Genomic DNA, 13249 nt, shown 5'->3' with positions numbered 1-13249 from the left:
TCAACCGCTCCGTCAGATCACAACCAGGCCGGTGAAGCCCAGGAACGCCAGCGCCATCAGACCGGCCGTAATCAGGCCGATGGAGGCACCCCGGAAGGCGACAGGCACGTCAGACACGGCAATCCGTTCGCGCATGGCAGCAAACAGAACGAGCACCAGCGAAAACCCCGCCGCAGCGCCGAAGCCATACAACACAGACTCAACAAAGTTGTTGTTCTTGTTGATGTTCAGCAGGGCCACACCCAGCACCGCACAGTTGGTGGTAATCAGTGGCAAAAATATGCCCAGCACCCGATACAGCAGAGGGCTGGTTTTGCGCACCACCATTTCCGTGAACTGAACCACCACGGCGATCACCAGAATGAAGGTGATGGTGCGCAGAAACGCCAGGTCCAGCGGCTCCAGCAGATAGGTGTATGCCAGATAGCTGCACACCGAGGCCAGGGTCAGCACAAAGGTGGTGGCCAGAGACATGCCCATGGCGGTCTCCAGCTTGCCGGAGACGCCCATGAACGGGCACAGTCCCAGGAACTGCACCAGCACAAAGTTGTTCACCAGAATGGTGCTCACCAATATCAGCAAATACTCTGTCATCGGAGCGTCTCTGCCTGTTGCTGCTTACATAACCCGCATGCCCGGCGTGGCGCCGGAATCCGGGGACAGGATGAAAATGTCCTTGCCGCCAGGCCCGGCCGCCAGAACCATGCCTTCCGACATGCCAAACTTCATTTTCCGGGGCTTCAGGTTGGCGACCATCACGGTCATACGGCCTTCAAGATCTTCCGGCTTGTAGGCAGACTTGATACCAGCAAACACGTTGCGCTCACCATGCCCCACATCAAGAGTCAGGCGAAGAAGCTTGTCAGCGCCTTCAACGTGCTCGGCCTTGACGATTTTGACCACTCGCAGATCGACTTTGGCGAAATCCCCGAACTCGATTTCCTCGGCAATGGGCTCAAGGTCTGCGGCCGGCGACGGCTGGCCAATGGCGGCCGGCATCTCCTCTTTGGACGCGTCCAGCATCATCTCGATCTGGGCCATATCAACCCGGCTCATTAGCGGCTTGAACTTATCGATGCCGTGATTTTCCAGCAGGGCGCCGCGGTTGTTCCAGTCGAGACGCGAATTCAGGAACGACTGCGACGCCTCGGCGGTCTTCGGCAGTACCGGCGCCAGATAGGTCATCAGCAAGCGGAACATGTTCAGGGCATTGGTGCAGATGGCCTGCAGCTTGTCGTCCTGGCCTTCCTGCTTGGCGATCACCCACGGCTGCTCGTCGTTCACGTACTGGTTGGCAATGTCGGCCAACTCCATGATCCGGCGCATGGCGCGACCGAATTCACGGGTTTCGTAAAACTCGGCAATCTGCTCGCCGGCGTCGATAAACTCTTTCAGCTTGTCCTGCTCGGTGATCTTGCCCAGCTTGCCGTCGAACCGCTTGGTGATGAAGCCTGCACTGCGGCTGGCGATATTGACCACCTTGCCCACAAGGTCCGAGTTCACCCGGGCGGCAAAGTCTTCCAGATTCAGGTCCATGTCATCCACACCGCCGGTCAACTTGGCGGCGAAGTAGTAACGCAGGTATTCCGGGTCCAGGTGATCCAGGTAGGTGCGGGCCATGATGAAGGTACCGCGGGACTTGGACATCTTCTTGCCGTTCACCGTCACGAAGCCGTGGGCCCAGACCGCCGTGGGTGTGCGGAAGCCGGCATCGTGCAGCATGGACGGCCAGAACAGGGCGTGGAAGTTAATGATGTCCTTGCCGATGAAGTGATACACCTCGGCGGTGGAATCTTTCTTCCAGAAATGCTCGAAATCGATGCCTTCGCGGTTACACAGGTTCTTGAAGCTGGCCAGGTAACCGATAGGCGCGTCCAGCCAGACATAGAAATACTTGCCCGGGGCATCGGGAATCTCGAAGCCGAAATAAGGCGCATCACGGCTGATGTCCCACTCCTGTAGGCCGGCATCCAGCCATTCGGCCAGCTTGTTGGCCACCTGCGGTTGCAGGGCACCACTGCGGGTCCACTTGCTCAGAAAATCGTGAAACTCCGGCAACTTGAAGAAGTAGTGCTCGGACTCCTTCTCCACCGGAGTAGCGCCAGACACTGCAGAACGCGGGTTGATCAGCTCCGCCGGGGTATAGGTGGCACCACAGGCCTCACAGTTATCACCGTACTGGTCATCAGTCTTGCACTTGGGGCAGGTGCCCTTGATGAACCGGTCCGCCAGGAACATTTCCTTTTCAGGATCGAAGAACTGGGTAATCTTGCGGGTGGCAATATTCCCGTTTTCCTGGATCTGGCGATAAATGTACTCGGAGAAATACTGGTTCTCCTCCGAGTGCGTGGAGTAGTAATTGTCGAAGCGGATATGGAAGCCGGCAAAGTCTTCCTGATGCTCTTGACGAATCCGGTCAATCAGTTGCTCGGGCGTAATACCCTCGCGCTCGGCCCGCAGCATGATGGCGGTGCCGTGGGCATCGTCTGCGCAAACGTAGTAGCAGTTGTGGCCTCGCATGTTCTGGTAGCGCACCCAGATATCCGTCTGAATGTACTCCAGCAGATGCCCAAGATGGATTGGGCCGTTGGCGTAGGGCAGGGCGCTGGTAACCAGAATATCGCGCTGTGACTTGCTCGCTTGCGTCATGGTGATGTCCGAACCTTATCGTGATGCGGGTTGGAAAGACAAACGGGGTTCTGGCCGCAATCCGGATTGATTGTTCCAGGTGAAGACCCCATATGGTCAGAAACGGCCACAGATGATACCTTCCAAACCATCATTTTTCACCTGCATTCAAGGTGATTAGCTTATTCCGGAGACCCCGATGACCCAGATTTCCCAGCAGGCACTCGAACAAGCCGTCCGCGAATACCGGGATCCCTACCTGAACAAAGACCTCTACGACCTGGGTGCCGTCAAATCCCTCACTGCAGACGACCAGGGTAACGTCACCCTGATGGTGGAGCTCCCGTACCCCAGCAAAGGTATCGCCGGCGGCCTGAAACAGATCGTTGCCAACGCCCTGGAATTTGTCGACGGCGTTGAAAGCGCCGACGTCCACGTGGGCCAGAAGATTCACGCCTGCAAAGTTAACAAAGACATCGCGCCCGTGGCCGGCGTCAAAAACATCATTGCCGTCGCCTCCGGCAAAGGCGGTGTGGGCAAATCCACCACCGCCGTCAACCTCGCCCTCGCCCTGCACGCCGAAGGCGCGAGAGTAGGCATCCTTGACGCCGACATCTACGGCCCCAGCATCGGCATGATGCTCGGCGTGCCCGAAGGTAAGCGCCCGGACGTGCGTGAAAACAAATACTTCGTGCCCATCCAGGCCCACGGCCTGCAAGCCAACTCCATGGCCTTCGTCACCACTGATAAAACCCCCATGGCCTGGCGCGGCCCCATGGTCAGCGGTGCGGTCATGCAGCTGCTGGAACAAACCCTGTGGGATGAACTCGACTACCTGATCGTCGACATGCCCCCCGGCACCGGCGACATCCAGCTCACCCTCGGCCAGAAAGTCCCGGTCACCGGCGCCGTTATCGTCACCACCCCCCAGGACATCGCCCTGCTGGACGGTAAAAAAGGCATCGAAATGTTCCGCAAGGTCGAAGTCCCGGTGATTGGCGTGATCGAAAACATGAGCGTTCACATCTGCAGCAACTGCGGCCATGAAGAGCCCCTGTTCGGGCACGGCGGCGGCGAGCGCATTGCGGAAGAATACGACACCATCTTGCTGGGCCAATTGCCCCTGCACATGACCATTCGCGAACAGACCGACAGTGGTTCGCCCACCGTGATTGCTGAGCCGGAGTCCGAAGTTGCGCTTCGTTACCGTGATATTGCCAGACGCGTGGGGGCGGAGTTGTCTACCCGGGAGCGGAATCTTGGTGGGACGATTTCCAGTGTTTCCGTCACCGAACACTGACCGGACTGTGTTGCCAAGAGACTCCAGCGCGTTAGTCTGATCGCGGCGTCAGGCCCTTCTGTCCAAAAATGTCGAAGGCCAGGGATGGCCTGAGAGAAGCGCACATGGATGTGCTTGTAGCGGTTTTTGGACAGAAGGGCCTGATGCCGCAGCCACCTGTCGTAGCGTTTTTTGGAAAGCGCCCCTCACTTCCTCTGACTCCAAACTCTCAGGCTACCAAGGACGGGAACTCCCAGCCTTCGACAGGCACCGCCGTACAAGGTAAACTACGCCCCAATTTTTCCCAGCTGGAAACGAGAATTCACCATGAGCATCAAGTCCGATAAGTGGATCCGCCGGATGTCCGAGCAGCACGGCATGATCGAACCCTTCGAAGCCGGGCAAGTTCGTGAAAACGAAAAAGGCCGTGTCATCTCCTACGGCACCTCCAGCTACGGCTACGACGTACGCTGCAGCAACGAATTCAAAATCTTCACCAACGTCCACAGCGCCACCGTCGACCCCAAAAACTTCGACGAAAACAGCTTCGTCAACATCACCAGTGACGTCTGCATCATCCCGCCGAACAGTTTCGCCCTCGCGCGCACCGTTGAGTACTTCCGAATTCCCAGAAGCGTACTCACCATCTGCCTGGGCAAAAGCACCTACGCTCGTTGCGGCATCATCGTCAACGTCACCCCGCTGGAGCCGGAATGGGAAGGTCAGGTCACCCTGGAATTCTCCAACACCACCAACCTGCCAGCGAAAATCTACGCCAACGAAGGCGTCGCCCAGATGCTGTTCTTCGAATCCGACGAAATCTGCGAAACCAGCTACAAAGACCGCGGCGGCAAGTACCTTGGCCAAACCGGCGTGACACTCCCCAGGACATGAACGCCAACCAGTTTCTTAAAGCCGTCTCACAACTGCAGGGCTGGCGCGAATGCGCCTTCCTGCTGGCCCTGGCCGAACGCGCGTTCCCAAACTACGCACTGTTTGCAGATGCTGTAGGCATGAAAAGCGGTGGCAAAATGCGCCAGCTGCTCGACCTTGCCTGGGGCACACTCCAGCAGGACACTGAGGAAGCCGCCATTCCCCAGCTGCTGAGCAAGCTCGAATCCCTCAGCCCCAACGTCGACGACTACGACGCCTACGGCGTATACCCGGCGTTCGACTTCTGCCAGCTGCTGGAGCAGGCACTGCTCAACCGCCTGAACCCAAACAAGCATCGGGCTACCGAAGCGTCCCAGCTGGCCACCGGTACCGTGATGGACTTTGTCGAAATGTCCGAAGGTGAGGGTAAGGACGAAGACCAGCTTGTCCGCCTGTTTGAGCAACACCCCCTGCTCAAAGACGACAAAATTTTCCAGCGTGATGTCGTGCTCGCCCTGAAGCGTCAACGCACGCCCCGGGAAGAATTTGTCAGCCAGCTACGCAATGACGCTGCAAATGATGGCGTCAGCAATCTGGGCATTTCCCTCGATAGTTGAGTCAGCCGGCTCGGGCTACACAGACTGGATACACCTGATCTCCTGTTTTTGAACGGATAAACGCCATGAAACTCTCTGCTTTTGGTCGGAAATTCACCGCCGATGCCGGCATCACCTCACTCATGGATGACCTGGGTAACGCCATGGCCTCCGGCGAGGGGATGATCATGATGGGGGGCGGCAACCCGGGGCATATTCCGGAGATTCAGAGCAGGGTGCAGGAGATTCTGGCCGGAATGGCAGCAGATGAAGGCCAGATGCGCAGGCTGGTGGGAGTCTACGATCCGCCGCAGGGTGAAAAACAGTTTATCGCCTCACTGGCAGAGCTGCTCAATCGTGAATATGGCTGGGGCCTGACGCCGGACAACATTGCGCTGACCAATGGTAGCCAGGCAGCCTTCTTCATGCTGTTTAACATGTTCGGTGGCGATTACGGCGACGGCAAACGCAAGCACATTCTGCTGCCGCTGGCACCGGAGTACATTGGCTACGCCGATGCGGGGATCGAGCCTGGCCTGTTTCATGCCGTGCAACCAGATATCTCGTTTACCGACGCCCACGAGTTCAAATACCGGGTGGACTTTGATGCCGTAGAAGTGACCGGCGAAACCGGCGCTATCTGTGTGTCTCGCCCCACCAATCCTACCGGCAATGTCATCACCGACGAGGAGCTGGCTCGTCTGGAAAGTCTGGCTCGACAGCACGATATCCCGTTAATTGTCGATGGTGCCTACGGCACGCCCTTTCCGAGCCTACTGTTTGTTGATGCACAGCCCACCTGGAATGAGCAGATTATTCTGTGCCTGAGTTTGTCCAAGCTTGGCTTGCCTGCGGCCCGCACCGGCATCGTGATTGCGGCGAAGCCGACCATCAAGGCGTTGTCTGGCATCAACGCCATCATGAACCTGGCTACTGGCAGTTTTGGAGCCATGCTGGCGGAGCCGCTGGTGCGTTCGGGTGAGATTCTGTCGCTGAGCCGGGATGTTGTATGTCCATTCTACAAAGCCAAAATGGAGCGGGCCGTTGAGGCGTTCCGGGAGGCAATGGGGGAGGATAACTGCCGCTGGTACATCCACAAGCCTGAGGGTGCGATGTTCCTGTGGCTGTGGTTCCCGGATTTGCCGATCTCAAGTCTTGAGCTCTATCAGCGTCTCAAAGAGCGGGGCGTCCTGGTAGTGTCGGGCCACTATTTCTTTCCGGGCTTGCCGGATGAAGACTGGAAGCACCGCCACGAGTGCCTGCGCGTAACCTACTCGCAGGATGATGAGCAAGTGGCGGAAGGTTTGCGGATTATTGCGGACGAAGTCAAAGTGGTCTGGGCAGAGTCCTCGGCCAGGGGTCAGTTCTGAACCCTGGCGTCTTTCAGGCGCAGCTCGTATTCGCTGTCATCCGGCTCCACCTGAAGCAGTCGAACCAGCAGATAGTCCTGGTCTGGGTCAAACCACATCAGGGTCTGGCGCTTTGAGTCTTCAGCCCTGACTTTCTCGGCTTTCAGGGTGCGCATCGTGCGGCCCTTGTCACTGAGGGATTCTTCGTCGATGACGGCGAAGCGGTCAGTATCGTAGCTGCCCTTGTCGAGTACCTGGTAGGTGACGTCGCGTTTACCGGCTTTAAGGTCCTGGTGAAGTTGAAGCTGGTAGCCCAGAGGGTCCAGCGTCCCTTCCTTGATCTCTACCTCAAAGCGATTGCCCCGGTATTTGCCTTTCGCCATCCCTGCCTGCCAATCAAAATCGATAGACTGCTCCCGATCTTTGATCAGAAAACCGGAAAGCCGATAGCGATAGCGTAAGGGGATAACGTGCCCCTGTTCCCATTTGAACACCAGAGATTCGTCGATGTCGGCGATGAACGAGTCGACATCCGTGCGGTATAGCCAGACATTATTGCCCTGATCCGTCAGTGTGCGAATGCCTTCGCCATTCAGGCTGATGCCCTTGGACATGGAGGCGGTGTAGCTGGCCTTGTAGGGAGTAAGGGCGGGTGCATCGCGACTGGTCTCCGCCCGGGTGTTGAATGCGAGGCTGGTGAATATAAGCCCGGCGAGCAGTGCGATTATTCTGGTAGGTGCTTTGTAGCTTCTGTGCATCCGTTTGCCTCTTCACTGTCTATGCTTGCGACAGTCTAGCCTTTCCCTGGCTTTGGAGGGATGACAATCTGTTCAGTTTCCGGACAGTCGCATGGGTTTGGGTAATGGCTCGCCGTCAAACAGTACGCCCTCTGCCGCCAGCTGGATTCGTCCTTCGCAGAACCAACGTAGCACAATCGGATACAGTAGGTGTTCCTGCTGCTGAACCCGTTCAGCAAGAGACTCCGGTGTGTCGTCCGCGTTCACGACCACGTCAGCCTGGGCGATGACTGGCCCGCCGTCCAGCTCTTCGGTGACAAAGTGAATGGAGACACCATGCACCTTGTCGCCAGCATCAAGCACCCGCTGGTGCGTGTTCAGGCCCGTGTAGGCGGGGAGAAGAGACGGGTGAACATTGAGCATTCGGCCCCGGAACGCGCGCACAAAATCTGCGGTGAGAATGCGCATGAAACCAGCCAGCACAATCACATCGGGATTGTGGCGGTGCAGTTCCGCGATCAGGGCGCCATCAAACTCTTCCCGGGACCCGAACTGCTGGTGGTCGATGACGAAGGTTTTGATGTTGGCCTGGGCGGCTCGTTCCAGCGCAAAGGCGCCGGGCCGGTTGCAGCCCACCGCGATGATTTCACCAGGAAAGTCCCGCTCCCGGCTGGCATCAATCAATGCTTGCAGGTTGGTGCCACTGCCCGAGGCAAGAACAACAATTTTCGGTTTTGGCGCCGGATCTGCCATCATGCCTTCAGCAACCCTGGAGCGTAACGGACTTTCGACGGTGCATCGGGGCTATCGGCGGCTTCAATCACGCCGACCTGCCAGACCGTCTCGCCCAGTGCGTTCAGTGTGTCCACTGCCAGATCCTTCTGATCTGCGGGTACGCATACAATCATGCCAATGCCGCAGTTGAAGGTGCGATACATTTCTTCAGCGGCTACGCCGCCAGCGTCTTTCAGCCACTGGAATACCGGAGGCAGCTCCCAGCTTTGGGTGTCAATGGCAGCAATCGTGCCGTCAGGAAGTACCCTGGGAATATTTTCAGGCAGTCCGCCACCCGTGATGTGGGACATGGCTCGCACGTCCACTTCGCGAATCAGCTGCAGCAAGTTTTTGACGTAAATTCGGGTGGGTGCCATCAGAGCGTCCGCCAGAGTGCCTTCGCCCATAGGCCGGCTCATGTCGGCGTTGCTGACTTCTATGATCTTGCGGATCAGTGAATAGCCGTTTGAGTGGGGGCCTGAGGAGCCGAGGGCCAGCAATACGTCCCCTGACTGAACGCGGCTGCCATCGAGAATTTCGCTGCGCTCAACCACGCCAACACAGAACCCGGCCAGGTCGTAGTCTTCGCCTTCGTACATGCCGGGCATTTCGGCCGTTTCCCCACCGACCAGCGCGCAACCGGAAAGTTCGCAGCCTGTACCGATACCGTCGACCACTTGGGCGGCAATATCGACATTCAGTTTGCCGGTGGCGTAATAGTCCAGAAAGAACAAAGGCTCTGCGCCACCCACAACGAGATCATTCACGCACATGGCAACCAGATCGATACCAATGCTGTCGTGTTTTTCGAGCTGCATGGCGAGGCGAAGCTTGGTGCCTACGCCGTCGGTACCAGAAACCAGAACCGGCTCCTTGTAACCAGCCGGGATGGATACCATCGCGCCAAAACCACCAAGGCCACCGAGCACTTCGGGCCGGCGGGTCCGGGCTGCGGTATTCTTTATGCGGTTAACCAGTTCGTTACCGGCATCAATATCAACGCCAGCATCGCGATAGGTAAGGGAGGGCTTCTGTTCGCTCATGGAAAATAACCGTTGGCCTGTGGGTCAGGCGGCGGATTTTAACAGGTGCGCACGGGGGCTCCAACTGGAAATCCCGGTTATGGGTGTGATTCGTTGATTTATAGATTGCCAACTGGCAACAGTGCCTTGCTACTCAGCCGACAGGTGATGGTGTATCCTGTGCGCCAATCATGGGAACGGCAGGGTGCTACATCTACATGACGCAATCAGTCAACGGGTATACGGCAAGAATGATACGGGGAACGCTGGTCGCGTTTTCCATGGTTTTTGCATTGTTTGTGGCAGCGCCTGCCGCCGCAGTGACGGCTTCGGGGCTTTACAATGCCGAAGTACCTGTTGCCGGTACCGGAACAGCCGATTTGAAGGCGGGCTATGAGGCGGGATTGCGCCAGGTTCTGATCAGGGTTTCCGGCAGCCGCGACGTACTGCAGCGCGAAGGGGTTGCAGGCTTGCTTGAAGACGCCGAATCGCTGTTGTTGTCCTACCAGGTGCGCAAGGACCAGGGGCTGACGCGCATGCAGATGAGCTTCGGCGCGGTGGGTGTGAATCGTGCGCTCGCCTCTGTCAATGCACCGGTGTGGGGCGCTAACCGCCCGCTGACACTGGCCTGGATTGCGGTAGAAGACCGTGGTCAGCGCCAATTGATTACCCGGGCCGAGGGCTCATCATCTGAACAGCCGGGAGCGAATGGGTCACCCTGGAGACAGCTTTTTCTTGCGGCTGCCTCCGAGCGTGGGCTGCCGGTCGCGCTGCCTCCTGCAAGCTTTGACAATGAGCGAACGTTGCTGTCCGACCTTTGGGGGCAGTTCGTCGGTCGTATTGAGAGTGCCTCCGAGAACCTGCCCAATGACGTGCTGGCATTGATGCGTATCAGCCGTTCCGGTGGTCAATGGCGTGCGGGATGGGTCTTCAAAGGCATGGGGATGGATGCCAGTGAGCGCTCCGCGAGTGCTGAAAGTCCGGAAGCTCTGGCGGTCGCGGTGATTGATCAGTGGGCTGAGCTATACGCCAGTCGTTATGCGGTATCCGCGGGCGATGTTGGCGACTCACCGAAAGTTGACGTTGTACTGGACGGGGTGAACACGCTTGCCGACTACGGCACTATTACGAAGGCGCTCCAGAGCCTGACTCCGGTGCTGTCCGTAGGGCCTTCCCGCGTTCGTGGTGAGCGTTTGACGATTCAGATCTCGTTTACCGGAGAACTGGATCAGTTGCGTGAGTATATCGCCCTGGACCCGCGGTTTGTGGTTCAGGACGCTCAGACAGTGGAGCCTCAGAACGCCGGACCAGTTGAGGATCCGAAAGCTGACTCAGCTGAAAGCGAAATGCCCGAAGGCGCATTGGAAGAGGCGGGTGCGGCGGCCGAAGGAGAGTCCATGTTTGCCTATCAGCCGTTACCGGAAGGCGATGAGCAGGATGCCGAGCAGGCTTTTGAGTCGTTGTACGAGGTACTGTACTACCGTTGGCAGCTTGCGCCGGGCTCTGGTGATGGCGACTGATTTTTTAATGGAGGCAGCCAGGTGAAATCGCAGCAGTGGCGCTGGATCCCCAACGCCCTGACATTTTTGCGGATCGTGCTGATTGTCCCATTCGCCGGTGCTCTGCTTGAAGGGAGCTACCGGCTTTCTTTGTTGATTTTTGTTGTTGCTGCATTAACTGACGCGTTTGACGGTTTTCTTGCCAGGTACTTCAACTGGCGGACACGGCTGGGTGCCATTGCAGATCCGCTGGCCGACAAGGCTCTGCTCATTACGGCTTATCTCATGCTGACCATCACCGACGTTCTGCCCGTTTGGCTGTTTGTTGTGGTGCTCGGGCGTGACCTGATTATTGTTTGTGGTGCTCTGGCTTATCATTACGGCGTTGGCCGTTTTGACATGGAGCCGAGTGTCCCTGGCAAAATGAATACCTTCATCCAGATTCTGGTCGCGTTGGCCATTATTATTCTGCTGGCGGAATTGCCGATGCAGCCCTGGGTGCTGACCGCGGGTGTCTGGCTGGTGGCAGTCTCAGCTGCATTCAGTGGTGGCCATTACATTCTGGTGTGGAGCTTGCGGGCCTGGAGGGCAAAGCGGTCGTGATACCGTCGCAGATGGTTCTTGGCGTCAAGCTCAGAGATGACGCCCGGTTCGATAATTTCCATGGTGAGCGGAACCGGGAGGTCGCCCAGCGCCTTGAGGCCCTATGTTTGGCGCCTCAGGGTTTGCCAGTTGTCGTGGTGTGCGGAGATTCGGATACCGGCAAGAGTCATTTGCTTCAGGCGGTCTGCCATAAGGCGGAACAGTTGGGCCGCGCCGGCGTGTGTATCAGTATCACCGAGCTGCTACCTTTTGGCCCGGAGGCATTAGCGGGCCTTGAATCACACGCGGTGGTCTGCCTTGACGACCTGGAGCAAGTCGCCGGAAAGGCCGACTGGGAAGAAGCGGTTTTTCATTTGTACAACCGTGTGCTCGACGGTGGTGGTCTGTTGGTGGTGACCTTGTCGGAAGTGCCGGGATCGCTGCCTTTTGAACTGCAGGATCTCATCTCAAGACTGTCTCACGGTTTGCTTCTTCAGCTGGGACTGTACCGGGATGAAGACAGAATGCGCATTTTGATGGCACGAGCCGAACAGCGGGGCCTGGTGATGAGCGACGATGTGACAACTTACATTATGCGCCGCGCGCCAAGGAGGCTTGGCGAGCTGTTGGGTATTCTGGATACGCTCGATGAAAACTCCCTTCAGGCCCAAAGGCGTTTGACCATTCCGTTCGTTAAATCCGTGATGGGGTGGTAGTAATGGAATCAGAACTATAAATACTCTTGGAGAGACGACATGAGACGGGTGGTATTCAACCAGAAAGGCGGTGTAGGCAAGTCCAGCATAACCTGTAATCTTGCGGCCATCAGTGCTGCACGGGGCAAGCGCACCCTGGTGGTGGATCTTGACCCCCAGGGCAACTCAACGCACTACCTGTTGGGCAAGCCTGCGTCTGAATTGAAGGATACCGTCGCCGATCTGATGGAGCAGACGGTTGCGTTCAGTGTGTTCAACCGCCGTCCGGACGAATTTGTCCACGCGTCTCCTTTTAGCAATCTCTTTGTGTTGCCATCCAGTCCGGAGCTCGATTTTCTTGAGCGCAAGCTTGAGGCCAAGCATAAGATCTATAAGTTGCGCGAGTTTTTGAAAAAACTCAGTGACAGTTTTGATGAAATTTATATTGATACTGCGCCTGCGCTGAATTTCTACACCCGCTCCGCACTGATTGCGGCGCAGCGTTGCCTGATCCCTTTCGATTGTGATGATTTTTCGCGTCAGGCGCTTTACAGCATCCTGCATGAAATACGTGAGTTACAGGAAGACCATAATGACGAGCTGGTGGTGGAAGGTATTATTGCCAACCAGTTCCAGCCCAGGGCCAGCCTGCCGAAGCAGCTTGTTCGGGAGCTTACTGAAGAGGGGTTGCCAGTGCTGCCGGTGCGCTTGTCCAGCTCGGTAAAAATGAAAGAATCACACCAAAGCCGGCAGCCCCTGATCCATATGGCGCCGAAGCACCCGCTGACCGGGCAATTTGAGGACCTGTACCGGGTCTTGCATGGTGAGGCGGTAGAGTTGGAGCCGCTGGCTGACTGATCGAGGTAACTGAGGATGCACGAAGAACAGCGCCGCCTGGACCAGATTACAGACAGTCTGCTTCAGATTGAGTTAGAGCTCAGGCAGCTTGGCGAGTGGCAGCCTGAGGTGCCGCCTGCTGAGGCATTCGAGAGCACTCAGCCGTTCTGCCTGGATACCATGGAGTTTACCCAGTGGCTTCAATTCGTGTTTATCGAACGAATGAAGCTATTGGTGGAAGCGGGCATGCCCTTGCCATCGGCCTCTGGCATAGCGCCGATGGCAGAAGAGCATTTCCGGGGGCGGAGCCAGTCGGGTACCGGGCTGGTTCGCGCACTGGTTGAAATGGACACGCTGTTGTCCGGGCGCTGATCGGGG

At 57.4% G+C, this 13249-nt stretch carries 14 protein-coding genes; 9 read left to right on the top strand and 5 right to left on the bottom strand.

What is annotated here, in order from left to right; translation table 11 throughout:
* Nucleotides 1-12 precede the first annotated feature (12 nt).
* A complete protein-coding gene (rsxA, locus tag QPL95_RS16750) occupies nt 13-594 on the bottom strand; it encodes an electron transport complex subunit RsxA (protein ID WP_044384956.1) in 582 nt (193 codons plus the stop codon).
* A gap of 24 nt (nt 595-618) precedes the next feature.
* Nucleotides 619-2649, bottom strand: coding sequence for a methionine--tRNA ligase (metG, locus tag QPL95_RS16745; protein ID WP_303292070.1), 2031 nt, complete (start codon nt 2647-2649; stop codon nt 619-621).
* Nucleotides 2650-2827: 178 nt separating this feature from the next.
* Here metG and apbC point away from each other — a divergent pair, with 178 nt between their 5' ends.
* The 4 genes from apbC (at nt 2828) to QPL95_RS16725 (ending at nt 6746) form a co-directional block, all read left to right on the top strand.
* Nucleotides 2828-3928: an iron-sulfur cluster carrier protein ApbC gene (apbC, locus tag QPL95_RS16740; RefSeq protein WP_303292069.1), complete on the top strand. Its 1101-nt coding sequence runs from the start codon at nt 2828-2830 to the stop codon at nt 3926-3928.
* 306 nt (nt 3929-4234) lie between these two features.
* The gene (gene dcd / locus QPL95_RS16735) at nt 4235-4801 is read left to right on the top strand and encodes a dCTP deaminase (RefSeq protein WP_303292068.1); all 567 of its coding nucleotides are present in this window, start codon (nt 4235-4237) and stop codon (nt 4799-4801) included.
* Entirely contained in the window at nt 4798-5397 is a 600-nt protein-coding gene (locus QPL95_RS16730; protein WP_303292067.1) for a YjaG family protein, read from the top strand. The genes dcd and QPL95_RS16730 overlap by 4 nt, the downstream gene beginning before the upstream one ends.
* A 65-nt stretch (nt 5398-5462) precedes the next feature.
* Nucleotides 5463-6746 (top strand): valine--pyruvate transaminase, encoded by a 1284-nt coding sequence (locus QPL95_RS16725; protein WP_303292066.1) that lies wholly within the window; start codon nt 5463-5465, stop codon nt 6744-6746.
* Here the strand turns inward: QPL95_RS16725 and QPL95_RS16720 are convergent.
* The 3 genes from QPL95_RS16720 to purM all read right to left on the bottom strand — a co-directional run bounded on the left by QPL95_RS16720 (nt 6737) and on the right by purM (nt 9279).
* Entirely contained in the window at nt 6737-7483 is a 747-nt protein-coding gene (locus QPL95_RS16720; protein ID WP_303292065.1) for a DUF3108 domain-containing protein, read from the bottom strand. The genes QPL95_RS16725 and QPL95_RS16720 overlap by 10 nt on opposite strands.
* Nucleotides 7484-7555: 72 nt before the next feature.
* On the bottom strand, nt 7556-8218 hold the full coding sequence (gene purN, locus QPL95_RS16715; RefSeq protein WP_303292064.1) for a phosphoribosylglycinamide formyltransferase: 663 nt from the start codon (nt 8216-8218) through the stop codon (nt 7556-7558).
* A complete protein-coding gene (gene purM / locus QPL95_RS16710; protein WP_303292063.1) occupies nt 8215-9279 on the bottom strand; it encodes a phosphoribosylformylglycinamidine cyclo-ligase in 1065 nt (354 codons plus the stop codon). The genes purN and purM overlap by 4 nt, the downstream gene beginning before the upstream one ends.
* A 230-nt stretch (nt 9280-9509) precedes the next feature.
* Here purM and QPL95_RS16705 point away from each other — a divergent pair, with 230 nt between their 5' ends.
* Genes QPL95_RS16705 through QPL95_RS16685 form a run of 5 tightly spaced genes read left to right on the top strand, consistent with a single transcriptional unit; the run spans nt 9510 to nt 13243 of the window.
* A complete protein-coding gene (locus QPL95_RS16705; RefSeq protein WP_303292062.1) occupies nt 9510-10778 on the top strand; it encodes a DUF2066 domain-containing protein in 1269 nt (422 codons plus the stop codon).
* A 21-nt stretch (nt 10779-10799) separates the two neighbouring features.
* Entirely contained in the window at nt 10800-11360 is a 561-nt protein-coding gene (locus QPL95_RS16700; RefSeq protein ID WP_303292061.1) for a CDP-alcohol phosphatidyltransferase family protein, read from the top strand.
* Nucleotides 11357-12055, top strand: a complete 699-nt coding sequence (gene hda / locus QPL95_RS16695) for a DnaA regulatory inactivator Hda (RefSeq protein WP_303292060.1) — start codon at nt 11357-11359, stop codon at nt 12053-12055. The genes QPL95_RS16700 and hda overlap by 4 nt, the downstream gene beginning before the upstream one ends.
* 39 nt (nt 12056-12094) lie before the next feature.
* Nucleotides 12095-12892, top strand: coding sequence for a ParA family protein (locus QPL95_RS16690; RefSeq protein ID WP_303292059.1), 798 nt, complete (start codon nt 12095-12097; stop codon nt 12890-12892).
* Nucleotides 12893-12907: 15 nt separating this feature from the next.
* On the top strand, nt 12908-13243 hold the full coding sequence (locus QPL95_RS16685) for a YqcC family protein (RefSeq protein WP_303292058.1): 336 nt from the start codon (nt 12908-12910) through the stop codon (nt 13241-13243).
* Nucleotides 13244-13249 lie beyond the last annotated feature (6 nt).

The sequence above is a fragment of the Marinobacter sp. SS5-14b genome (genome assembly GCF_030541005.1).
Classification (GTDB): Bacteria; Pseudomonadota; Gammaproteobacteria; order Pseudomonadales; family Oleiphilaceae; genus Marinobacter.
This window is presented reverse-complemented; position numbering and strand designations above follow the sequence as displayed.

Coding starts and splice junctions, on each gene's coding strand:
- rsxA (WP_044384956.1), bottom strand. CDS start 594: ATGACAGAGTATTTGCTGATATTGGTGAGCACCATTCTGGTGAACAAC.
- metG (WP_303292070.1), bottom strand. CDS start 2,649: ATGACGCAAGCGAGCAAGTCACAGCGCGATATTCTGGTTACCAGCGCC.
- apbC (WP_303292069.1), top strand. CDS start 2,828: ATGACCCAGATTTCCCAGCAGGCACTCGAACAAGCCGTCCGCGAATAC.
- dcd (WP_303292068.1), top strand. CDS start 4,235: ATGAGCATCAAGTCCGATAAGTGGATCCGCCGGATGTCCGAGCAGCAC.
- QPL95_RS16730 (WP_303292067.1), top strand. CDS start 4,798: ATGAACGCCAACCAGTTTCTTAAAGCCGTCTCACAACTGCAGGGCTGG.
- QPL95_RS16725 (WP_303292066.1), top strand. CDS start 5,463: ATGAAACTCTCTGCTTTTGGTCGGAAATTCACCGCCGATGCCGGCATC.
- QPL95_RS16720 (WP_303292065.1), bottom strand. CDS start 7,483: ATGCACAGAAGCTACAAAGCACCTACCAGAATAATCGCACTGCTCGCC.
- purN (WP_303292064.1), bottom strand. CDS start 8,218: ATGATGGCAGATCCGGCGCCAAAACCGAAAATTGTTGTTCTTGCCTCG.
- purM (WP_303292063.1), bottom strand. CDS start 9,279: ATGAGCGAACAGAAGCCCTCCCTTACCTATCGCGATGCTGGCGTTGAT.
- QPL95_RS16705 (WP_303292062.1), top strand. CDS start 9,510: ATGATACGGGGAACGCTGGTCGCGTTTTCCATGGTTTTTGCATTGTTT.
- QPL95_RS16690 (WP_303292059.1), top strand. CDS start 12,095: ATGAGACGGGTGGTATTCAACCAGAAAGGCGGTGTAGGCAAGTCCAGC.
- QPL95_RS16685 (WP_303292058.1), top strand. CDS start 12,908: ATGCACGAAGAACAGCGCCGCCTGGACCAGATTACAGACAGTCTGCTT.